Source organism: Rhodococcus sp. IEGM 1305 (genome assembly GCF_030058635.1).
GTDB lineage: Bacteria > Actinomycetota > Actinomycetes > Mycobacteriales > Mycobacteriaceae > Rhodococcus_F > Rhodococcus_F opacus_D.
This window is the reverse complement of sequence record NZ_JASHKX010000012.1, coordinates 71,565-94,010: the sequence shown is the minus strand read 5'-3', so window position 1 is coordinate 94,010 and position 22,446 is coordinate 71,565. Positions and strand designations below refer to the sequence as shown.

Genomic DNA, 22,446 nt, shown 5'->3' with positions numbered 1-22,446 from the left:
CTCACGCTACTGGTCCCCCGCGGAGGGTGCGAGCAGACCCCGGCACGACCGGCACCGACGCGCTGCGGGGACGGACGGCGCCGGTGGCGGGCAATCACCGGTAGAATCAACCGAGACGAAGGGGTGTGAGTGTGAAGGATCTGGTCGACACCACGGAGATGTACCTCCGGACGATCTATGACTTGGAAGAAGAGGGCGTCGTCCCACTTCGAGCACGTATTGCCGAACGACTCGAGCAGAGCGGTCCGACGGTCAGCCAGACCGTCGCCCGGATGGAGCGTGACGGTCTCCTCCTGGTCGCCGGTGACCGCCACCTGGAACTGACGGAGAAGGGCCGCGAACTCGCGGTGTCGGTGATGCGGAAGCACCGCCTCGCCGAACGACTGCTGGTCGATGTCATCGGCCTCAAATGGGAAGAGGTCCATGCGGAGGCGTGCCGGTGGGAGCACGTCATGAGCGAGGAAGTCGAGCGGCGCCTCGTAGAGGTGCTCAACAACCCCACTACCTCGCCGTACGGCAACCCGATTCCGGGGCTCGCGCTGCTCGGGCTGGACCGCCCGGTGGACGCCCCCGAGACGCTCATCCGGCTCACGGACGTGCCGCCCGGCAAGCCGACCGCTGTCGTCGTCCGGCGTCTCGCTGAGCACGTGCAGTCTGATCCGGACGTCATCGGACAGCTGCGCGAGGCGGGTGTCGTCCCGGACGCGCGCGTCACCGTCGAGACCAAGCCCGGTTCGGTCACCATCACGGTGCCCGGCCACAGCGGGTTCGATCTGTCCGAGGAGATGGCACACGCCGTCCAGGTGAAGCAGGTTCAGGGATAGTCGATGAAACTTCTGGTCACCGGCGGCGCCGGCTATGTCGGCAGCGTCTGCAGCACGGTCCTGCTCGAACGCGGGCACGAGGTCGTCATCATCGACGACCTGTCCACGGGTAACGCCGACGCGGTGCCGCTCGGTGCCGAGTTCGTCGAGGGCGACGTCGCGGAGGTGGTGTCGGACGTGCTCGGCACGAGCGGCACACCCCGCTTCGACGGCGTCCTGCACTTCGCGGCGCAGTCGCTCGTCGGCGAGTCCGTCCAGTACCCGGAGAAGTACTGGCGCGGCAACGTCGTCACCACGCTCGAACTTCTGGAGGCCATGCGGCATTCGGGGACGCGGAAACTCGTGTTCTCGTCGACCGCCGCGACCTACGGCGAGCCCGAGCACTCGCCGATCACGGAGGCCGATCCAACCCGTCCCACCAATCCGTACGGGGCGACGAAACTCGCGATCGACCATGCCATCACGTCGTATTCGGTGGCTCATTCGCTCGCGGCGACCAGCCTGCGGTACTTCAATGTCGCGGGAGCGTACAAGTCGGCCGGCGAGAACCGGGTCGTCGAAACGCATTTGATTCCTCTCGTGCTCCAGGTGGCGCTCGGTCAGCGGGAGAAGATCTCGATCTTCGGAACCGACTGGCCGACTCCGGACGGCACGGCGATCCGCGACTACATCCATGTGCTCGACCTCGCCGAGGCGCACGTGCTGGCACTGGAGTCGTCGATCGAGGGCAGGCACCGCATCTACAATCTCGGCAGCGGTGCGGGTTTCAGTGTGCGCGAAGTCATCTCGGCGTGCGCGCGGGTCACCGGGCTTCCCATCGCGGTCGAGGACGCACCGCGCCGGGCAGGCGATCCCGCCGTGCTGGTGGCGTCGAGTGATCGGGCGATCGCGGAACTCGGATGGCGGCCGGAGCACACCGACCTCGACGAGATCGTCGCCGACGCCTGGGCCTACCTGCAGGAGCTGGGCGACCGGTCGCACGCGGCACGTCGGTGACGCCGGCGCGGTCCGCGATTTAGCGGGGCAGCACGACACCGATCGCTTCGGCTCGCTCGTAACCGACGTCGGCCAGGCCCCGCACCTCGGTCGGCCGGAGTCCTGAGTGCAGTGCACCGTCGAGCAGGGTGGCCAGTACGTGCCCCGGCTCCGAGTCCAGTGCGGCGGCCAGCGCGATGCCGGCGAACGGCCCGTCGCCACGAAGATAAGCGCTGTATCCGAGCAGCGCCGCCGCGTTCGCGCGTTCCGGGTCCGGGAGGTTGCGGGCGAGGAGAATCCACAGTTGCTCCGCGTCGTCGGCGTACGGGCCGACGGCCAGAGCGAGCGCGCTGTCCCGGACGGTGACATTGTCCAGTGCGAGCGCGAGTTCCGCGTACTCCGGCGCGAGGAGCCGCTCCCCGGACGACACCCGCGCGACGTGCGTCAGCACCAGTTCGAGCTCGAGACGGTGACCACGCTCCGGCGTGGCCGACCGTCCAGCCAATTCCCTTCGCAGAAGCGATGATTGACGACCACGTTCGATGAGGGCGGCGATCTGCATCCGTTCGAGCACCGGGCCCACCTCGATCGTGGCTTCCAGTTCCTCGCGCGAAGAGCGGATGGCCCTGCCCTCGACGACCCGCGCGAGCGCGACCCGCGACGACGTCGGATCGGACTGGACTCCGCACCCACCGCCGCCGAGGAGGCTGAACCATTCGCGGCCGGCGGCGATCTCCGCCGTGACGAACACGTCGAGAAGTTCGGCCGACGTGAAGTCGAGGAGTTCCTCGAATTCCTCGACGATCGCGGACAGCTCGTCCAGGGAGATCGAGGCCGGGTCGGTGAAGCGGTCGTCGACGAGCACCAGGAGCACCCCGGTGGCCTGCTCCCTCTCGCAGACGGTGGCGAACTGACCCAATGCCGCGTACATCGGCGGGGTCGGCACGTCGCCGCCGCTGAGGACGAGGTCGTGTCTCATGACGGCTCCGACCGACGGGTTGCGCTCCCCGGACAGGCACACCGCCACGATCGACCGGGCAGGCCGGAATCCGAGCAGTGCGGGCACCGAGGCGAGAAGGTCGCCCGGGGCGGACAGCGTGACGGTGTGCTGGTGCGGGGGCGGTCCCCCGCCGGGATCGTCGGAGAATCCGGAACCGTGCGGGAATGCGGGTGTCGTCATGCACCAGACTCTGACGGGTCGACGCGACGGCGCGGGCGGGCGAACTGGGGAAACACAGAGGGCTGTGGATGGGCCGTCGGTTGTGGACAACCGGGTCGCCGCGCCGCACGGACGCGCCGAGCGACCGAGAAGTCGTCGGACCCCTGTGCTAGGGCGCGCTCAGCTGTTCTGCACCTTCTGCACCGCGGCGGTGAACAACTCGTCGAGCGCGACGGTATCGGCCTTCGCGTCGCCGAACGACATGAAGGTCGCAGACACCCGCACGTCGCCCACCTGCGCGATCAACGTGACCATCGACTGGGTGACCTTGTCGCTCCCGTTACCGGACTTGACAGTCCGCCGGAGCGCGAGGGTGTCGTCGGCCCGGACGGGAGGGGCAGGTGTGACCTCGGTGGTGACGGTGGACTCGGCCCCACTGTCCGTCACGGTGACCTCACCGCACTTCTTCGTCTGCGCCGCCAGTTCGTCGAGGAGCGTATCGGTTCTGGTGAGCTCGACCGAGATCGTCGAACGGCTCGCGTTGTCCGTGCCCACCGCCATGACGGTGCCGGTCGGTCCGTAGTCCTGCGCGGGCGGCGCGCAGTCCGCGGGGTCGACCACCGCGCCCTGCGGTACGCCCGTCAGGTCGGGTGCCGCCATCGACACGGCCTGGGCGGGCAGCACGATCGCCTCGTATCGGGCCGGGAAGTCGGCCGGATCCACCAGAAGCTTCGACAGTCCCTTGCCCGACGGCGACCCCGCCGCGATCGTCGTGCTCGGCTGCGCGTCACCGGAGACCGTCGAGGAACATCCGGAGAGAATCGTCACCGCGGCCAGCGAGACCACCGGGACAACCATGGCCGTCCGTACCGCTGTGCGCCGAGACCTCACCGTCGACCTCCCGTGTCGGATGTGTGGTGCTCCCACCCCGGGGAGCCTTTTCCGCCACTCTGCCACGCCGGCGCGCCGACAGCGGGGAGGCTGCGGCTCAGCTGCCGCGGGCGATCCACTCCTCCAGGTGCGGGGATTCGGTCCCGATGGTGGTTCCGTCGCCGTGCCCGGTGCGGACCGTCGTCGACGGCGGCAACGCGAACAAACGGTCGCGGATGGACCCGATGATCGTCGGGAAGTCCGAGTAGGAGCGCCCGGTGGCTCCCGGACCGCCCGAGAACAGGGTGTCGCCACTGAACAACTCCCCCGCGTCCGGCAGAAACAGGCAGCAGGAGCCGGGCGAGTGGCCGGGCGTGTGGAGCACGCGGACGTCGGTCCCGGCCACGGCGATCTGCTGCCCGTCCTCGATCGGCGTGTAGGCGACGGCGGGGTGAGTCTGCCGCCACAACACGTCGTCGGCAGCATGGAGGTAGATCGGGGCGTCCAGCGCCGTGGACAGTTCGGGCGCCACGGTGACGTGGTCGTTGTGGCCGTGTGTGCAGACGATGGCCCTCACGTGCCTGCCGCCGACAGCCTCGACGATCGGGGCGGCGGTGTGGGCGGCGTCGATCACCACCACCTCGGTGTCGTCGCCGACGATCCACACATTGTTGTCGACGTCCCAGGTGCCCCCGTCGAGACTGAAGGTGCCGGAGGTGACCACCCGGTCGATGCGCACGCTCATGACGCGACCGCCGATCGTCGAACCCGGTCCGCACATCTTCGTACCCGTGCCGACATCGCGCACCTCCAGGATCTCGTCCGTCTGGGACCGTGCCGTTCCTCACATTGCCACAGACCGTGCGCGGGATCTCGCTGTGGGCGAACACCGGAACGCCGCAGACGGGAATTATCGGTCGCCCACGCCGTGTTCCCCCAGAGCAGGACCTCCGAGAGCAAAGTCCGACGTATCGATGCCGGAGACGATAGGGGACACTGGAGGCCAGGCACGAAGGAGAAGAGGTCTGTAATGGACGAACAGTCGAAGATGTACGAGCTGGAGTTCCCGGCACCGCAGCTGTCCTCCGCGGACGGCCAGGGACCTGTACTGATCCACGGACTCGAGGGCTTCTCCGACGCAGGCCACGCCGTCAAACTCGCCACGACGCATCTCCGGGAGAGCCTGGAGAGCGAGCTGGTCGCCTCCTTCGCGGTCGACGAACTCGTCGATTACCGCTCACGGCGGCCCACCATGACGTTCAAGGCCGATCACTTCTCGGACTACGACCAGCCCGAGCTGAACCTGTATGCGCTGAAGGACACGGCGGGCACCCCGTTCCTGCTGCTGGCCGGCATGGAGCCCGACCTGCGCTGGGAGCGGTTCACCACGGCGGTCCGCCTGCTGGCCGAGCAGCTCGGTGTGCGCCGGACCGTGGGCATCAATGCCATTCCGATGGCCATCCCGCACACCCGCCCGCTCGGGGTGACCGCGCATTCCACCAACAAGGACCTGATCAAGGATCACCAGCGCTGGTCCGGCGAACTGCAGGTTCCCGGCAGCGCGTCCTCGCTGATCGAGTTGCGGATGGCGCAGCACGGGCACGAGTCGGTCGGGTTCTCGGTTCACGTCCCCCATTACCTGGCTCAGACGGACTATCCGGGCGCCGCCGAGACCCTCCTCGAGAATGTGAGTGACGTCACCGACCTGGACCTGCCGCTGGCCGCGCTCGGCGAGGCCGCCGCACGCGTCCGCGAACAGGTCGACGAGCACATCGCGGGTAACGAGGAGGTACAAACCGTCGTCCACGCCCTGGAACGCCAGTACGATGCGTACGTAACGGCTCAAGAACAGCAGTCCACGCTCCTGGCCAGCGAAGAAGACCTGCCGAGTGGTGACGAACTCGGTGCAGAATTCGAGCGTTTCCTCGCCGAACAGGCCCTGCAGGACGGCGAGGGCGGCGACTCCGACGAGGAGGGGGGATCACCGGGCGGGGCGTGACCGAGGAGCTGTTGTGCGGTCGCCACGCGGACACTGTGCGACCGCACGGTCCAGTTGTTCGGCCGAGAGCGGTGCAATAGCGTCGAGATGAAGCGGATGATTGAGCTGTCAACATTCGGGAGTGCACCTAGTTCAGGAGGCGACATGAGCGACACTCGCATTCGTAAGCTCAGACCCGTTCCGAACGCCGAAACCCGCATGATGTTCCGCACGATCCACGGCTACCGCCGCGCGTTCCGCATGGCAGGCGAGGGTCCCGCACTTCTGCTGATCCACGGCATCGGCGACAACTCGTCCACCTGGACCGAAATTATCCCGCACCTCGCCAAGAACTACACCGTCATCGCCCCCGATCTGCTGGGCCACGGACGCTCCGACAAGCCGCGGGCCGATTACTCGGTCGCGGCGTACGCCAACGGCATGCGCGACCTGCTCTCCACCCTGGGCATCGACAAGGTCACCGTCGTCGGCCACTCCCTCGGCGGCGGTGTCGCGATGCAGTTCTCCTACCAGTTCCCGCAGATGGTCGACCGGCTCGTCCTGGTCTCGGCCGGCGGCGTCACCAAGGACGTTCACCCGCTGCTCCGGCTCGCGTCGGTTCCGGTGGTCAACGAGGCGCTGAAACTGCTGCGCATTCCCGGCGCCATGCCCACCGTGCGTCTGGTGGGCAACGTGTTGAGCCAGCTGAACGGAACGCGGTTGCGTCCCGGTGCGATGCTGCACGACACACCCGACCTGGTACGTGTGCTCGCGGAGCTGTACGACCCCACCGCCTACGAGGCGTATCTGCGCACCCTGCGCGCGGTCGTCGACTGGCGCGGCCAGGTCGTCACCATGCTCGACCGATGTTATCTGACCGAGAACCTCCCGGTGCAGCTCATCTGGGGCGATCAGGACGCCGTCATCCCGGTGAGCCACGCCCACCTCGCACACGCGGCGATGCCCGGATCACACCTCGAGATCTTCCGCGGCGCAGGCCATTTCCCGTTCCGCGACGACCCGATGCGGTTCCTGCGCACCATCGAGAAGTTCCTGTCCGTCACTCATCCCCTGCAGTTCGACGAAGCGAAGTGGCGGCAGATGCTCGTCACCGGCGTCGGTGAGAGCACCATCACCGGCAGCGCGTCCACCCGGATGGCGGTTCTGGACGCGATGGGATCGGACGAACGCAGCGCAACGTAGGCCCGGCAGCGGCGCACCACGTTCCGGCTAGCCTGTAGCAGTGCTTCTCTCCGACCTGCTCCCCGAGAACGCGGATTCCGATTCCGTTTTCGACGCCTTCACCTCCTGGACCGAAGATCGGGGTCTGACGCTCTACCCCGCCCAGGAAGAATCCGTGATGGAGCTGGTGTCCGGGGCCAACGTGATCCTGGCGACGCCCACCGGATCCGGCAAGTCGATGGTGGCGGTCGGCGCCCACTTCTACGCCATGGCCACCGGCAAGCGCACCTTCTACACGGCCCCGATCAAGGCCCTTGTCAGCGAAAAGTTCTTCGCCCTGTGCGAGGTATTCGGCGCGGAGAACGTCGGCATGATGACCGGCGACGCCGCCGTCAACTCACGGGCGCCGATCATCTGCGCGACCGCCGAGATCGTCGCGAACCTCGCACTGCGCGAGGGCCCCGACTCCGACATCGGTCAGGTCGTGATGGACGAGTTCCACTTCTACTCCGAGCCCGACCGGGGCTGGGCGTGGCAGGTCCCCCTGGTCGAACTCCCCCACGCCCAGTTTCTGCTCATGTCGGCCACCCTCGGTGAGGTCGACTTCTTCTCGTCCGACCTCACCCGCCGGACCGGCCGGCCCACCACCGTGGTGGCGGGCACCGAGCGTCCCGTTCCCCTCATGTTCTCGTATGCCACGACACCCGTGAGCGAGACGATCGAGGAACTGGTGACCACCAATCAGGCCCCGGTCTACGTGGTCCACTTCACCCAGGCCGCCGCCCTGGAACGCGCGCAAGCCCTGACCAGCGTCAACTTTTGTTCGCGCGAGGAGAAGGACGCCATCGCCGAAGCGCTCGGCGGCTTCCGGTTCACCACCGGATTCGGCAAGACCCTCTCGCGCCTCGTCCGGCACGGTATCGGCGTCCACCACGCGGGCATGCTGCCGAAGTACCGCCGCCTCATCGAGAAGCTGGCACAGGACGGTCTGCTGAAGGTCATCTGCGGCACCGACACCCTCGGTGTAGGAATCAACGTGCCCATCCGCACCGTGCTCCTCACGGGGCTGACCAAGTTCGACGGCACCCGCACGCGGCACCTCCGTGCCCGCGAGTTCCACCAGATCGCGGGACGCGCGGGACGCGCCGGTTATGACACGCTGGGCACCGTGGTCGTGCAGGCCCCCGAACACGAGGTCGAGAATCTGCGTGCACTCGCCAAGGCGGGCGACGACCCGAAGAAGCGCCGGAAGGTGCAGCGCAAGAAGGCGCCGGACGGCTTCGTGTCGTGGAGCGAGGCCACGTTCGATCGCCTCGTCGCCGCGTCACCCGAACCGCTCGTCTCCCGGTTCTCCGTGTCGAACTCCATGCTGCTCAACGTGATCGCGCGACCGGGCAACTGCTTCGAGTCCATGCGGCACCTCCTCGAGGACAACCACGAGTCGCAGCCCGCACAGCGCAAGCACATCCTCAAGGCGTTGTCGTTGTACCGCGGTCTGATCGACGCCGGGGTGGTGCAGAGACTCGACGAACCCGACGCCGACGGCCGCATGGCCCGGCTGACGATGGAACTCCAGCGGGACTTCGCGCTCAATCAGCCACTGTCCCCGTTCGCCCTGGCCGCCCTCGAACTCCTCGACGTCGAATCCGATTCCTATGCACTGGATGTGGTGTCGGTGATCGAGTCGACCCTCGACGACCCGCGGCAGGTCCTCATGGCGCAGCAGCACTTCGCCCGCGGTGAGGCGGTCGCGCAGATGAAGGCCGACGGGATCGAGTACGAGGAACGTATGGAACTGCTCGAGGAGGTCACCTGGCCCAAGCCTCTCGCAGACCTGCTGTTCCCGGCGTTCGAGATGTATCGCGGTGGGCACCCGTGGATCACGGAGTTCGCGCTGTCGCCCAAGTCGGTCGTGCGCGACATGGTCGAGCGGGCGATGACGTTCGCCGAAATGGTCAGCCACTACGGTCTGGCCCGTTCGGAGGGGCTCGTACTGCGGTATCTCGCGGACGCGTATCGAGCCCTGCGCCAGACCGTTCCGACCGAGGCCCGGACGGAGGAGCTGGACGACCTCATCGAGTGGCTGGGCGAGCTGATCCGCCAGGTCGATTCCAGCCTGCTCGACGAATGGGAATCCCTCACCGACCCCGGCGCCGAGGGAGACGACCAGCAGGTCGCGTTCGGCGCCGATGTGCCGCGCCCGATCTCGGCGAATACGCGAGCATTCCGGGTGATGGTGCGCAACGCCATGTTCCGGCGTATCGAACTCGCGTCGCGGCGGCGGTGGGCCGAACTGGAGGGACTCGACGACGGCATCGACGCCGACGAGTGGGAGGACCAGCTCCAGCCGTACTTCGACGAATACGACTCCCTCGGCACCGGCCCCTCGGCACGCGGCCCCCAGCTGTTCCAGGTGGAGACCGCGCCCGAGCTGTGGCGGGTGCGGCAGGTCCTCGAGGACCCGCAGGGCGATCACGGGTGGGCGTTGACGGCGGTCGTCGACCTTCCCGAGTCCGACGCGGCCGGCGAAGTGATCTTCGACGAGCTCAGCATCGTCGAAGGGTAGCGGTCAGGAACGCGGCCGGCGGGGCTGATCACGCCGCGCCGCGTTCTTCTCCTTGATGCGGACGGTCTCCTTGCGGACCTCGGCCTGGGTGGCGCGTTCCTGCTGCAGCCATTCGGGACGATCCGCCATGAGCGCGTCGATCTGCTCGGTGGTGAGCGCCTCGGTGACGCCGCCCCGGGCGAGGCCCGCGATGGACACCCCCAGCTTCGCCGCGACCACCGGCCGCGGATGCGGGCCGTTGCGGCGCAGCTCGAGCAGCCACTCCGGCGGATCGCTCTGCAGTGCACTCAGCTCGTCGCGGGAGACGAGACCCTCCTGGAACTCCGCGGGGGTGGCCTCGAGGTACACACCCAGCTTCTTCGCCGCGGTGGCGGGCTTCATAGTCTGGGGGCTCTTGTGCGACGTCATGGTGTCAAGAGTAACGAGCGTGTGCGGTGCCGTTGACCAAGGCCGGTAGCCTGACGGGGTGACAGACGCGGATGCATCCCCTTCGTTCCGGCTCGCGTATGTCCCGGGCGTGACCCCCACCAAGTGGGTGCGGATCTGGAACGAACGGCTGCCCGACGTCCCGCTCACCCTCGTCCCGGTGGCGGCCGCGGACGCACCCGACCAGTTGCGCGGCGGCGGCGCGGACGTGGGCCTGGTGCGGCTGCCGATCGACCGGACCGGTCTCAGCGCCATCCCCCTGTATACCGAGATCCCCGTGGTCGTGGCACCGAAGGACCACGTGGTGGCGGCGGTGGACGAGGTGTCGATCGCGGATCTGGCCGACGAGATCGTGCTGCACCCGCTCGATGACATCCTCGTCTGGGACAGCGTGCCGGGACTGCCCGCCCAGGACCGCCCGGCCACGACGGCCGACGCGATCGAACTGGTCGCCGCCGGGATCGGGCTGCTCGTCGTCCCGCAGTCGCTCGCCCGGCTCCACCACCGCAAGGACCTCGTCTACCGGACGGTGTCGGACGGCCCGGAGTCACGGATCGCGCTGTCGTGGCCCGAGGACGAGACCACCGAACTGGTGGAGGAGTTCATCGGCATCGTCCGGGGCCGGACCGTCAACAGCTCCCGGGGTCGCACCCCGACGCCGGCTCAGCCGAAAAAGAAGCGTCCTGCCGCGGCGACGGCACGCCAGAAACCGGCCGCGGGTGCCAGGACGTCCCGGTCGGGCTCCGGAACGAAGGGCGGCAAGAAGGGCAAACCGCGACGGCGGTCGTAGCTCCGACCGTCAGTCGGGCGCGGCGACCGACGCCGTCTTCGTGAGCAGGGCGGCGAGTTGCCCGTAGCCGTCCGCACGGGCACTGGACGAGCGGAACACGAGGCCGATCGTGCGGCCGGGCGCCGGAGCCGCGAAGCGGGCGGTCGCGAGCGGTCCCCGTCCGGTCTCCACCTGAACGGCGGATTCCGGCACCAGGGTCACGCCGAGTCCGCCGGCGACGCACTGCACCACCGTCGACAGCGACGTGGCGCGGGTGTCGCCCGCCACCGGGTGCGCGTCGACCGAGCGGCACAGATCGAGGGTCTGATCGCGTAGGCAGTGCCCCTCGTCGAGCAGCAGGAGGGGAAGCGCGTCCAGCATCTGCGGCGAGACGTCGGTGCGGCCCGCCAGCGTGTGCCCCTCCGGGACGACCATCACGAAATCTTCTGTGTACAAGGGAATGTCGACGAGACCACTCACCCCACTCGGCAACGCCAGCACCGCGACGTCGAGCGCACCCACACGCAACGCCTCCAGGAGTCGCGCCGTCTGGTCCTCGATGACCTGCGGCTCGAGGGCGGGCATCTCCTCGCGCAGCGCCGGCAACAGGGCAGGCAGCACGTAGGGGGCCACGGTGGGGATCAGCCCGATACGCAGCGGTCCGGCCAACCGGTCGCCGACACCCGCGGCCGTCGCGACGAAACCGTCCGCAGCCTCGAGGATGACCTTGGCCTGACCGAGGAGCCGCTCCCCCGCCGCGGTGACGAGGACGCGTCGGGTGCTGCGCTCGATGAGCTGCACCCCGAGCCCGTTCTCCAGGGCGGCCAGCGACTGCGACAACGTGGGCTGGCTCACACTCAAACGCGCTGCCGCCGTACCGAAATGGCGGTACTCCGCGACTGCCACGAACGCACGCAGCTGCGACAGCGTGGGTTGATAACTCTGATCAGCCATACCTATCAGTCTAGCGCCGTCCATCACCTCTGCCTTTCGCCCCGGGACCGGTGGCGACCCCTCCCACCGTCGAGGCACTTCCTCGAGGTCGACGAGCGATAAGGTGCATCAATGCCCATCCACGTAGACGTCGTCCGGGTGTTCACCGACGACAAAGGACGCCACGGCAATCCGCTCGGCATCGTCGACTCCTCGGCCGTCCCGCCCGAGGACCGGCAGTCGGTCGCCGCCGCACTCGGATACAGCGAGACGATCTTCATCGACATGCCCGGACCCGGCGACGAGCACGCACGCGCCCAGATCTTCACCCCCACCAGCGAACTGCCCTTCGCCGGACACCCCACGGTCGGACTGTCCTGGTGGCTGCACGAGCGCGGCGCCGCGGTCACCACACTCGACGTGCCCGCGGGCCCGGTCGCCACCCGCCGTTCCGGCGCCTTCACCTGGGTGCGGGCCCGGCCGGAGTGGGCACCCGAGTTCTCGCTGTACCCCATGAACAGCGTGCGCGAGGTTCAGTCCGCGGACCCGAAGAAGTTCGGTGCCGGACACCACTATCTGTGGGCCTGGACGGACAAGGTCGAGCACTCGATCCGGTCACGAATGTTCGCCCCGGACATGGGCATCACCGAGGACGAGGCCACCGGAGCCGCGGCCGTCCGGATCACCGCGCACCTCCGGCACGCCCTCCTGATCACCCAGGGCAAGGGATCCGAACTGCGCACCACCTACGATCCCGCCGGCTGGATCGAGGTCGGCGGACGAGTCCACCCCGAGAAGTCACGCACCCTCTGACGACGGCCGCCGACCTCGCCCCGCGGTGAGGTCGGCTTCGCTCAGAGTCACCTCGATCTCCCGGCCCAGCGTCACCCCGGGAGCGAGGGGAAGCCTGTCGCCGCTCCAGAACTTGCCGGGGTCGTACCAGTTGGTGCGCCTGCGCCCACTGATCAGCCCCATCTCCTCGTACGTCTGCGCAACCACCTCGGCGCAATAGGCACTCTCGAGGCCGCCCGACTTCTCCTGCCGGCGCCCCGTCCCGGGCAGGCGCCCGCCGAACCACCGTGACGCGAGTTTCGCGGTGGACGGGAACGGGGTTCCGTCGAGCCGAGCGATCGTCCGCAGCAACGCATCCTCCTGCTGCGACGTCGCGGGCTCGGCGAGCTGACGCAGCCATCCCCGCTGCCCGTACCGCGCACCCCACACCTGGACCGCGGCGCGCAGGTCGTGGAGTTGCACACCGCGCTGAAAGCGTCCCGTCCACATGTCCTGCAGCGAATGTCCCAGCTCGGCGTGCCACATCAGCGGCGGCAGGTCCTCGAGGACCACCGACATCCCGACGTGGTTGACCGGACTGTTCGTCAGCGTCTGAATGGCCCGGTCGGCCGGAGACTCTCCGCGGAAGATCCAGATGTCGCCGGTGCGCGTGACCTCGACAGCGGTGTCGAGGTCGATGGTGGAGCCGTGTCGTCGTGCGTCCGTGTGCCGTGGCGCGTCCATGGACCCTAGCCTAGAAGGATGCGACCGCGCGGCAGGCAATGGTGGAAACTACTCGGACTCGCGGGTGCGGTGGGTGTCGCCGCGACCGGGGTCGTCGCGGTGCGCGCGGATCGGCACCGCAAGGCGTACACGCCCGACGAGGTCCGGGCGCGTCTCCACGAGCGCTACACCCGCGCGTACGCGGTGCACGACGGGCAGAAGGAGATCGACCTGACCCCGCCCACCTGGCGGGACCGGGTCACCGGTGCCCTGCGCCGCCTCCGCAGGCGGGGCACCGGGACCGATCAGCCCAGGGCCCGGCGGATTCCGTCCGCGAGCTGAGCGACCTGCCCGTCCGTCATCACGAACGCCGGCGAGATCTGCATGGCACCCTGACCGGCCGCGCGCCCCGAGATCCCGTGTTCGCGCAACGTGTTCACGAACGGGAGCGCTTCCGCCGGATCGGCCAGCTGCACCGCCGCGACCGCACCGAGACCGCTGCGTACTTCCTCGACGCGCGGATGATCGGCGAGAGGCGCGAGGTGCTCGTGCAGTGACGACTCGAGCCGCTTCGACTCCGCCAGCAGATTCTCGCGCTCGATGATGTCGAGGTTGGCGAGTGCCGCCGCGGCGGCACCCGCATGCCCACCGTAGGTGTAGCCGTGCCGCCACCAGACCCCGCCGGCGAAGAACGGCTCGGCCACGCGCGGGGCGATGAACACCGCACCCATCGGGACGTACCCGGAGGTGAGGCCCTTCGCCGTAGTCATCATGTCGGGCTGCAGGTCGAATCGCGTCGACGCGAACCACTCGCCGCCGATGCGGCCGAATCCCGTGACCACTTCGTCGACGACGAACAGGATGTCGTGCTCGCGGCAGATGTCGCGGACCTCCGCGAGATAGCCCTCCGGCGGCAGGTATACGCCGCCCGCGCCGATGACGGGCTCGCAGAAGAACGCGGCGATCGTGTCGGCGCCGATCTTCTCGATCAGTTCGAGCAGGCTCTTGGCGTCGTTCCAGGCGACCGTGGCGGCGTCGGCCATCAACTCGCCGTAGCCCTCGCGGTTGGCGGGGATTCCCGCCAGCGCGGTGCCCGCCACATGCATCCCGTGATAGGCCTTCTGGCGGCCGACCACGATCGTCTTGGACGGCTTGCCCATCTCGTGCCAGTAGCGGCGGGCGAGCTTGGCCGCCGTGTCCACGGAATCCGAACCACCGGACGTGAGGAAGATCTTGCTGCCGGGCACCGGCGCAATGGTCGCGAGACGATCGGCCAGGGCCGCGGTCGTCTCGGGGACGAAGTCACCGAAGTTCGAGAAATGGGCCACGGTCCGCAACTGCTGCGCGACGGCGTCCGCGATCTCCGCACGGCCGTGCCCCACGTTGGTGAACCACAGACCTGCTGTCGCATCCAGGTATCGGTTGCCGCGATCGTCCCAGATGTAGGCGCCCTCGCCGCGGGACACCACGAAGGCGCCCTTCTGTTCCACCGCGCCCATGTCCGCGAATCCGTGCCACAGTGCCGACGCCATGCTCATCCCTTCGTGAAACCCCGCCCGAAGGCGACTATGCCACGACGCCCCACAGAGGATCGTGCCGCGTCACTTCTCCGCCAGGGCGGTGGGGTGTGGCTCGGTGTCGACTCCCGGAATCCCGCGACCGCGGATGGACGCGCCCGCCGTCTCGGCCACGAAGTACAGCGCGACGAGGCCGATCGCGCACGCGGCCATCATGTAGAACGCCGGCATGAGTGTGTTGCCGGTCCATTCGATGAGCAGTTCGTTGACCGCGGGGGCGGTGCCGCCGAACAGAGACGTCGACACGTTGTAGGCGATGGCGAAACCCGCGAACCGCACATGGGTCGGAAACATCGCCGGGAACGTCGCCGAAATCGTGGACAGCTGCAGGACGTACAGCAACCCGAGTACCGCGAACGCGAGGATCGCCCATCCGAAACCCTGACGCATCAGCAGGTACATCGGGACGGCGAGCACGATCAATCCCACGAGCGAGCCGTACCACAACGGTTTGCGGCCGACCCGGTCCGACAACCCGCCGGCGAACGGAATGACTGCCATCATCACGAGCTGCCCGACGATGAACAGGGACAGCGACGCGGTGGACGTCAGACCGATCTGTGTCTCCAGATATGTCGGCATGTAACTGAGCAGGGTGTAATTGGTGACGTTCAACGCGATGACGAGGCCTCCGAGCAGCAGCAACGGCTTCCAGTACTCGGTCACCAGATCCTTGAACTCGTGGGTCGGCGTCGACTCCACCTCGCCCTCCGCGTCCAGTTCCCGGAACACGGGGGTCTCCTCGAGCTTGGTCCGCAGGTAGAGGCCGATCAGACCCATCGGTCCGGCGATCAGGAACGGGATACGCCAGCCCCAGGTGGACATGAACGGATCGCTGGAGAACAACTCCACCGCCAGGACCACGATCGCACCCAGCGCATACCCGCCGAGCGTGCCGAACTCGAGGAAACTTCCGCAGAAACCGCGCTTGCGGTCCGGCGAGTACTCGGCCATGAACGTTGCCGCGCCGCCGTATTCGCCGCCCGTCGAGAAGCCCTGGATCATGCGCAGCAGCACCAGCAGCAGGGGCGCCCAGAAACCGATGACGTCGTATCCCGGCACGAGGCCCACGCAGAACGTCGCACCCGCCATCAGGATGATCGTCAGTGCCAGAACCTGGCGGCGTCCGAGCCGGTCACCCAGCGGACCCCACACGAGGCCGCCGAGCGGTCGCACGACGAACGACACCGCGAACACGAGCAGGGCGTACAGGGTGGCCGAACCGGTGTCGCCTGGAAAGAACGCTGCCGAGATGTACGACACGGTGAACGCGTAGACACCGTAGTCGAACCATTCGGTGGCGTTACCCATCGCCGACGCCGCGATCGCGCGACGGAGAACACCTGGTGGGAGGGTTTCCTGCTCGGCTGACGAACTCGCAGATGCCATGTGATCCCGTCTCCTCGGGCCGGTTTCGCGTTCACCCATTGTGGCCCGAGTGGCACGTGTTGTCGCGCGTTTGCCGGTTACAGACACGCCACGGAGGCGCGCCCGAGCCGTTCCCGCGACAGTGTGCGACCACCGTCGCGCGGGTATCCGCAGCCCATGACCAGCCGAATCATCGCCATCGCCGTCGACTGTCGTGACGCGGAAACACTGTCACGATTCTGGTGCGACGCCCTGGGCTATCCGTCGACCCGCCGATGGAAGGACTCGTACGGGCTCGAGTACGTCGAATCGAACGCACCGGGGTCCCCGTCACTGGTGTTCCAGCCCGTCGACGACCCGAAGTCCGAGAAAAACCGCCTGCACCTCGACATCGCGCCGTCGTCCGGTACCCGCGACGAGGAGGTCCGGCGGCTCCTCTCGCTCGGCGCACGCCGGCTGAGCGACGACCCGAACGTTCCCTGGGTGGTCCTCGCAGACCCCGAGGGCAACGAATTCTGCGTGCTACCGGAACGTGGGGCCGACGACGGGACGACCACGTAGCCCTCGCCACCAGGCGGCGGGCCCGCCGTGGGCGACCCAGTGCCGTGCGTGGTCCACGTAATCCGTCGCCACCCGGACCCACTCACTCCAGGCACTCGGCGTGGGCAGGGTTTCGACCGAACGGGTCAGGAGACGATCGATCGCGTCCGAGACGAGTTCTGCGCGCTCCAACTGCACCATGTGCCCCGCACCGGGGACCTTCACCAGTTCCGCGTCGGGCAGATGCCCGGCGATCGCCTTCGAGTACCGGAAGGGGGTCAGGAGGTCGCGATCGCCGCACACCACCAGCGTCTCGATGGGTGCGAGCAACGGCACCGCCGCCGTCTCGTCGTGATTCTTGAACGACGGCAGGAAGTCGACGAGGGTCTTGAGGGACGTGTCGTTGATCATCTGCTCGGAGTGCCACATGATCGCCGGGCTGATGCTGCGGTCACCGAACGACGCCGACCTCAGGATCGGCGCCAGCACCCTCTTGCTCGCGCCGCGACCGCTCTGGACGACCCGGGGCAGGTGCCGGGCCGCGGTGCTGAATCCGGCAACCACCGGCGTGTTGAGGGTCCGCGCGAGCCCCACGTCACCCAGCTTCTCCGCCGCGGTGGCGATCAGGCCCACCCCGACGACGCGGGACCCGATCAGATCGGGATGCTGCCCGACGTACGACAGGACCGCCATACCGCCCATCGAATGGCCTACCAGCACGATCGGCCCCTCCGGCACGAGCGCACGGATCACGGCGTCGACGTCCTGTGCGAGATGCGGAATGGTGCAGGTGGCGCGCCGCGGCACCCCGGAGTCGCCGTGCCCCCGCAGGTCGAAGAACACCATGCGAATCGTCGAGCCCCACGCCTCCTCGAGCTGAACCCGCTGGAAGTGCCAGCCGGTCATCCGGTTGCAGAAGCCGTGGACGAACACCACCGTCAAGGGGGCGAACGCCGGACCCACCTCGCGCACCGCGAGGGGCACACCGTCGTCGGCGGCGACGACACTGCCGCGGTCGCGGCCGAGCAGGTCGAAGTTCTCGCCTGCGAACTCGTCGAACATAGTCTCCCAGCCGTTGCCGAAGTCACGGATGATCGCGCGGACGCCTGTCGTGTGGAGGATAGCGCGGTGCGCGAATCGTCTGCGCGCAGCTTCGCCGCTACCGGTCCTCGCCGTACCGCCGGCGCGCACCGAGACGTCCCACCGCGTTCACGGCGAGCGCCATCAACGCCATTGCCAGCAACAACACGACCGCCGTGACGGCGAGCTGGAGGTACCCCTGCTGTCGGGGGTCCAGGAACGGATACGGGTACCAGTCGACGATCGGACCCCGGATCAGGGAATAGGCGCCATACACGGCCGGAAAGACCAGCCAGCCGAGGCTCTGCGCCTCGGAGATCCGCACCCGGGACGGGGCCACCACCCAGTCGAGCAGCAGCACGAGCGGCAGCAGACGGTGCAGGGCCGTGTTGATCCAGGCGTCCTGCAGCATGACGTCGATGTTCGCCAGCAGCACCGCGTACACAATTCCGGTGATGACCATGTACAGCGTGGTCGCGCCGCGGAACAGCTGCCAGCCCCGCGACTGCGGATCCCGGATCGCGCCGACGAGCAGGACGACGGCGGCGAGGATGTTGCTCTCGATGGTGAAGTAGCTGAGGTAGTTGGCCAGGGAGAAGTCGTCGCTGCCGGCGCTGCGGAGGGGAATCCACAGCAACGCGATCAGACCGTAGACGGCGAAGACCGCCCGCAGAACCCGAACGATCCTCTGACCTCGCAGGTCCGTGACGACGGCAGCGCCCATCCGCCGATATTCGCACACGGGCGGGCGCGGCACAGGGTGATCAACCGGGTTGGCTAGGCTGGGGTCCAGCATGTCCACCACAGCACCCAGCCGGCGGGAACTGAAAAACAGCCTCGGCGAACTCACTCTGCGCGACGAACACCGGCTCCGCCGGCGACTCGACCGTGCGCGCACACCCGACGCACTCGCGTCCCTGTCCGACGAGATCGCCGCCGCGCGCGGACGCATCGCACGAAGACTCGACAGCGTCCCTGTCATCGACTACCCCGACGCGCTACCCGTCAGCCAGCGCCGCGACGACATCGCGAAGGCGATCGCCGAGAACCAGGTCGTCATCGTCGCCGGCGAGACGGGCTCGGGCAAGACGACGCAGATCCCGAAGATCTGCCTCGAACTCGGCCGCGGCGTCCGCGGCCTCATCGGACACACCCAGCCCCGCCGTCTCGCGGCGCGGACGGTTGCCGAACGCATCGCCGAGGAACTCCGCAGCGAACTCGGTGAGACCGTCGGCTACACCGTGCGATTCACCGACCAGGTGTCGGACGGCACGCTGGTGAAACTGATGACCGACGGAATCCTGCTCGCCGAGATCCAGCGCGACCGGATGCTGCGCCGGTACGACACGCTCATCATCGACGAGGCCCACGAACGCAGCCTCAACATCGACTTCATCCTCGGATACCTGCGACAGCTACTCCCCCGCCGGCCCGATCTGAAAGTGATCATCACCTCGGCCACCATCGATCCGGAACGCTTCGCGCAGCACTTCGCCACCGACGACGGGGTGCCCGCACCGATCGTCGAGGTGTCCGGACGCACCTTCCCCGTCGAGATGCGTTACCGCCCACTCACCGTGGAAGTGGGCGACCAGACCTTCGACCGCGACCCCGTCGACGCGGTGTGCGAGGCGGTCGAAGAATTGTCCGGCGAGGGCGACGGCGACATCCTGGTCTTCCTCTCCGGCGAACGGGAGATCCGCGACACCGCCGACGCGCTCCGCGACCGCAGACTGCGCGGCACCGAGATCGTGCCCCTGTACGCCCGGCTGTCGGCGGCGGAACAGCACAAGGTGTTCACCCCCCACACCGGGCGGAGGGTCGTGCTGTCGACGAACGTCGCGGAAACCTCCCTCACCGTGCCCGGCATCCGGTACGTCGTGGACCCGGGAACCGCCCGCATCTCCCGCTACTCGGTGCGCACCAAGGTGCAGCGCCTCCCCATCGAACCGATCTCGCAAGCGTCCGCCCGCCAGCGTTCCGGGCGTTGCGGCCGTGTGGCCGAGGGCATCTGCATCCGCCTCTACTCGGAAGAGGACTTCGAGGCGCGGCCCGCGTTCACCGAACCGGAGATCCTGCGCACCAACCTCGCGTCCGTCATCCTGCAGATGACGGCGCTCGGCCTCGGCGACATCGCCGCGTTCCCGTTCGTCCAGCCACCCGACCCGCGGGCCGTCCGCGACGGCATCGGCCTGCTCGAGGAACTCGGGGCGATCGAACGGAAAGCCCAGAACGAGCAACCCGTCCTCACCGCGGTCGGACGCGAACTCGCGCAGATCCCCGTCGATCCGCGCATGGCCCGGATGCTCGTCGAGGCACACCGGAACGGCTGCCTGTCCGAGGTGCTGGTCATCGTCTCGGCCCTCTCGATCCAGGACGTGCGGGAACGTCCCGCCGAATTCCAGCAGGCAGCGGACGAGAAGCACGCCCGGTTCACCGTGGAGAACTCCGACTTCCTCGCCTTCCTCGAACTGTGGAAGTACCTGCGCGAGCAGCGGAACGAATTGTCGTCCAACCAGTTCCGCAAGATGTGCCGAAACGAGTTCCTGCACTGGCTGCGCATCCGCGAATGGCAGGACCTGCACGGCCAGCTCCGGCAGATCACCCGCGGGCTGGGCTGGGACACCACCGATACCCCGGCCGGCGAGGCGGCGATCCACCAGTCCCTCCTCGCGGGACTGCTGTCGCACATCGGACTCCGCGAGGGTGACAAGCGAGACTTCCTCGGGGCCCGCGGAAGCCGATTCGCGGTCTTCCCCGGCTCGAGCCTGTTCAAGAAGCCCCCGCGATGGGTCATGGCCGCCGAACTGGTCGAGACGTCCCGGCTGTGGGCGCGCATGTCGGCCAGGATCGAACCCGAGTGGGCGGAGAAGCTGGCGCCGCACCTCGTGAAACGCACCTACTCCGAGCCGCACTGGTCGTCGAAGCGCGGCGCCGCCATGGCCTACGAACGCGTGACGCTGTACGGGATCCCGCTCGTCGCCCGGCGTGCGGTCACCTACAGCACCATCGACCCCGAGACGTCCCGGGACCTGTTCATCCGCCACGCTCTGGTGCAGGGCGAGTGGCAGACGCAGCACAAGTTCTTCCACGCCAACCGCGCACTCCTCGAAGACGTCGAGGAACTCGAGCACCGCGCCCGCAGGCGCGACATCCTCGTGGACGACGACACCCTCTACGACTTCTACGACCAGCGCGTCGGCCCGGAATCGGTCTCCGCCCGGCATTTCGACTCCTGGTGGAAGGTCGCCCGCCGCAAGAACCCCGACCTGCTCACGTTCACCCAGGCGACGGTCGTCAACGCCGAGTCCGCAGCAGTACTCGGCGGCGAGTACCCCGACGCCTGGCGTCAGGGCGACATGCAGTTCCCCCTCACCTACCAGTTCGAGCCCGGCACCGAGGACGACGGCGTCACCGCCCGCATCCCGATTGCGCTGCTGGCGGGCCTGCGCCCGGTCGGCTTCGACTGGCTGGTCCCCGGCATGCGCGTCGAACTGGTCACCGCCCTGATCAAGACGCTCCCGAAGACCCTTCGCCGACATGTGGTTCCGGCACCGGATTTCGCGGCCGCCGCGCTTTCCGCCGTGAAACCCCGCTCCGAACCGCTCACCACGGCGATGGCCCGCGAGTTGTCGCGGCTCGGCGCGTGTCGCATCGATCCCAAGGACTTCGACGTCACCGCGCTCCCCGACCATCTGCGCATGACGTTCGCTGCCGTGGACGAGAAAGGTGCCGTCCTCGGCCGGGACAAGGATCTCGTGTCGCTGCGCAAGTCGCTCGCTCCCCGCGTCCAGGTGGAGGTGGCGAAGGCGGCGTCGAATTCGGAGCGGCCGCCCGCACTCACGTGGACCCCTGCCACCCTCGGTTCGCTCGAGGCCACCGTGACACGCGAACTCGGCGGCCAGAAGGTCACCGGCTACCCCGCCCTGGTCCCGGAGGGTGACGGTGTCGCCGTCCGCGTGCTCAGCACCGCGGCGGCGCAACGATCCGCAATGCGCGCCGGAACGCGCCGGCTGCTGCTCGCCGCCGTTCCCACCCAGGCGAAGACGGTCACGTCGGGCCTGAGCAACGCACAGCGACTGGCGCTCGGGCAGAACCCCGACGGCAGCCTCGACGCCCTGATCGACGACTGCCGCAACGCCGCCGCGAACCAGTTGATCGCCGCACACGGCACGCCGGTGCGCACCCCTCAGGAGTTCGACGCCCTCGTGGCGACGGCGCGCGCCGAGATGGCCCGGAACGTGGCGATGCTCCTACGACTGGTGTCGCCGGTGCTCGAAGCCGACCATCGGCTCGCCGTCGTGCTGGAACGCGCGACCGGTGAGGCCGCCGACGACGTGCGCGAACAGCGGCAGTCGCTGCTGTTTCCCGGATTCGTCGCCGACATCGGTGCCACTCGCCTCCGTGAACTGCCCCGCTACCTCGCCGCCGCGGCGGCCCGTCTCGAAGCTCTTCCCGGGAGCGCACCGCGCGACCAGAAGGGGATGGACGTTCTCGACCGGGTGTACGCCGGATACGAACGCATGCTCGCGGGCCTGCCGGAAGAACGACAGCACACACCCGAAGTCGACGCCATTCACTGGATGATCGAGGAACTGCGCGTCAGCCTGTTCGCTCAAACACTCGGGACACCGATCCCCGTGTCCGAGAAGCGCGTGATCAGTGCCATGGAGAAGGTGCGCTGACGCGCAAGGCCATGGAGAAG

The 22,446-nt window shown here is 68.2% G+C and carries 20 protein-coding genes; 10 read left to right on the top strand and 10 right to left on the bottom strand.

All coding sequences use genetic code 11. The features are described 5' to 3' along the window. Nucleotides 1–131: 131 nt before the first annotated feature. Nucleotides 132–824: an iron-dependent transcriptional repressor DtxR gene (locus tag QM693_RS19045; RefSeq protein WP_005240804.1), complete on the top strand. Its 693-nt coding sequence runs from the start codon at nucleotides 132–134 to the stop codon at nucleotides 822–824. A gap of 3 nt (nucleotides 825–827) precedes the next feature. Further along, complete coding sequence (gene galE, locus QM693_RS19040) at nucleotides 828–1,820, top strand: UDP-glucose 4-epimerase GalE (protein WP_005261105.1); 993 nt, start codon at nucleotides 828–830, stop codon at nucleotides 1,818–1,820. Between the two features lie 19 nt (nucleotides 1,821–1,839). On the opposite strand, the gene QM693_RS19035 is transcribed toward galE, so the two are convergent. The 3 genes from QM693_RS19035 to QM693_RS19025 all read right to left on the bottom strand — a co-directional run bounded on the left by QM693_RS19035 (nucleotide 1,840) and on the right by QM693_RS19025 (nucleotide 4,573). Beyond that, nucleotides 1,840–2,979, bottom strand: a complete 1,140-nt coding sequence (locus QM693_RS19035; protein ID WP_283331914.1) for a DUF4192 domain-containing protein — start codon at nucleotides 2,977–2,979, stop codon at nucleotides 1,840–1,842. A 159-nt stretch (nucleotides 2,980–3,138) separates the two neighbouring features. Then, on the bottom strand, nucleotides 3,139–3,804 hold the full coding sequence (locus QM693_RS19030) for a DUF5642 family protein (RefSeq protein ID WP_283353160.1): 666 nt from the start codon (nucleotides 3,802–3,804) through the stop codon (nucleotides 3,139–3,141). Between the two features lie 142 nt (nucleotides 3,805–3,946). Then, on the bottom strand, nucleotides 3,947–4,573 hold the full coding sequence (locus QM693_RS19025) for an MBL fold metallo-hydrolase (RefSeq protein WP_283353143.1): 627 nt from the start codon (nucleotides 4,571–4,573) through the stop codon (nucleotides 3,947–3,949). Nucleotides 4,574–4,858: 285 nt separating this feature from the next. Between QM693_RS19025 and QM693_RS19020 the strand changes: the two genes are divergently transcribed. The 3 genes from QM693_RS19020 to QM693_RS19010 all read left to right on the top strand — a co-directional run bounded on the left by QM693_RS19020 (nucleotide 4,859) and on the right by QM693_RS19010 (nucleotide 9,554). Then, the gene (locus QM693_RS19020; protein ID WP_105414577.1) at nucleotides 4,859–5,827 is read left to right on the top strand and encodes a proteasome assembly chaperone family protein; all 969 of its coding nucleotides are present in this window, start codon (nucleotides 4,859–4,861) and stop codon (nucleotides 5,825–5,827) included. 144 nt (nucleotides 5,828–5,971) lie between these two features. After that, nucleotides 5,972–7,009: an alpha/beta fold hydrolase gene (locus QM693_RS19015; protein WP_005240793.1), complete on the top strand. Its 1,038-nt coding sequence runs from the start codon at nucleotides 5,972–5,974 to the stop codon at nucleotides 7,007–7,009. 40 nt (nucleotides 7,010–7,049) lie between these two features. Continuing rightward, the gene (locus QM693_RS19010; protein ID WP_283353142.1) at nucleotides 7,050–9,554 is read left to right on the top strand and encodes a DEAD/DEAH box helicase; all 2,505 of its coding nucleotides are present in this window, start codon (nucleotides 7,050–7,052) and stop codon (nucleotides 9,552–9,554) included. Nucleotides 9,555–9,557: 3 nt separating this feature from the next. On the opposite strand, the gene QM693_RS19005 is transcribed toward QM693_RS19010, so the two are convergent. Continuing rightward, the gene (locus tag QM693_RS19005; protein WP_005240786.1) at nucleotides 9,558–9,962 is read right to left on the bottom strand and encodes a DUF5997 family protein; all 405 of its coding nucleotides are present in this window, start codon (nucleotides 9,960–9,962) and stop codon (nucleotides 9,558–9,560) included. A gap of 58 nt (nucleotides 9,963–10,020) precedes the next feature. Here QM693_RS19005 and QM693_RS19000 point away from each other — a divergent pair, with 58 nt between their 5' ends. Beyond that, on the top strand, nucleotides 10,021–10,770 hold the full coding sequence (locus tag QM693_RS19000) for a LysR family substrate-binding domain-containing protein (RefSeq protein ID WP_283331918.1): 750 nt from the start codon (nucleotides 10,021–10,023) through the stop codon (nucleotides 10,768–10,770). 9 nt (nucleotides 10,771–10,779) lie between these two features. Here QM693_RS19000 and QM693_RS18995 read toward each other — a convergent pair whose 3' ends face one another. Next, on the bottom strand, nucleotides 10,780–11,703 hold the full coding sequence (locus QM693_RS18995) for a hydrogen peroxide-inducible genes activator (RefSeq protein ID WP_283353141.1): 924 nt from the start codon (nucleotides 11,701–11,703) through the stop codon (nucleotides 10,780–10,782). Nucleotides 11,704–11,814: 111 nt separating this feature from the next. Between QM693_RS18995 and QM693_RS18990 the strand changes: the two genes are divergently transcribed. Beyond that, nucleotides 11,815–12,495, top strand: a complete 681-nt coding sequence (locus QM693_RS18990) for a PhzF family phenazine biosynthesis protein (protein WP_283353140.1) — start codon at nucleotides 11,815–11,817, stop codon at nucleotides 12,493–12,495. Here the strand turns inward: QM693_RS18990 and QM693_RS18985 are convergent. Then, nucleotides 12,481–13,197 (bottom strand): hypothetical protein, encoded by a 717-nt coding sequence (locus QM693_RS18985; protein ID WP_283331921.1) that lies wholly within the window; start codon nucleotides 13,195–13,197, stop codon nucleotides 12,481–12,483. The genes QM693_RS18990 and QM693_RS18985 overlap by 15 nt on opposite strands. An 18-nt stretch (nucleotides 13,198–13,215) precedes the next feature. Between QM693_RS18985 and QM693_RS18980 the strand changes: the two genes are divergently transcribed. Further along, nucleotides 13,216–13,518 carry a hypothetical protein gene (locus QM693_RS18980; protein ID WP_283331922.1) on the top strand — a complete coding sequence of 101 codons (303 nt, stop codon included), beginning with the start codon at nucleotides 13,216–13,218 and terminating at the stop codon, nucleotides 13,516–13,518. Here the strand turns inward: QM693_RS18980 and QM693_RS18975 are convergent. Continuing rightward, nucleotides 13,482–14,714, bottom strand: coding sequence for an aminotransferase family protein (locus QM693_RS18975; RefSeq protein WP_283331923.1), 1,233 nt, complete (start codon nucleotides 14,712–14,714; stop codon nucleotides 13,482–13,484). The two genes, QM693_RS18980 and QM693_RS18975, sit on opposite strands and share 37 nt — an antisense overlap. 63 nt (nucleotides 14,715–14,777) lie before the next feature. After that, the gene (locus QM693_RS18970) at nucleotides 14,778–16,142 is read right to left on the bottom strand and encodes an MFS transporter (protein WP_283353139.1); all 1,365 of its coding nucleotides are present in this window, start codon (nucleotides 16,140–16,142) and stop codon (nucleotides 14,778–14,780) included. A 156-nt stretch (nucleotides 16,143–16,298) separates the two neighbouring features. Here QM693_RS18970 and QM693_RS18965 point away from each other — a divergent pair, with 156 nt between their 5' ends. Next, nucleotides 16,299–16,682, top strand: coding sequence for a VOC family protein (locus QM693_RS18965; RefSeq protein WP_283353138.1), 384 nt, complete (start codon nucleotides 16,299–16,301; stop codon nucleotides 16,680–16,682). On the opposite strand, the gene QM693_RS18960 is transcribed toward QM693_RS18965, so the two are convergent. Then, a complete protein-coding gene (locus QM693_RS18960; protein ID WP_283331926.1) occupies nucleotides 16,644–17,723 on the bottom strand; it encodes an alpha/beta fold hydrolase in 1,080 nt (359 codons plus the stop codon). The two genes, QM693_RS18965 and QM693_RS18960, sit on opposite strands and share 39 nt — an antisense overlap. A gap of 97 nt (nucleotides 17,724–17,820) precedes the next feature. Further along, nucleotides 17,821–18,465, bottom strand: coding sequence for a Pr6Pr family membrane protein (locus QM693_RS18955; protein ID WP_283353137.1), 645 nt, complete (start codon nucleotides 18,463–18,465; stop codon nucleotides 17,821–17,823). Between the two features lie 70 nt (nucleotides 18,466–18,535). Between QM693_RS18955 and hrpA the strand changes: the two genes are divergently transcribed. Continuing rightward, the gene (gene hrpA, locus QM693_RS18950; RefSeq protein ID WP_283353136.1) at nucleotides 18,536–22,426 is read left to right on the top strand and encodes an ATP-dependent RNA helicase HrpA; all 3,891 of its coding nucleotides are present in this window, start codon (nucleotides 18,536–18,538) and stop codon (nucleotides 22,424–22,426) included. Nucleotides 22,427–22,446: the final 20 nt, after the last annotated feature.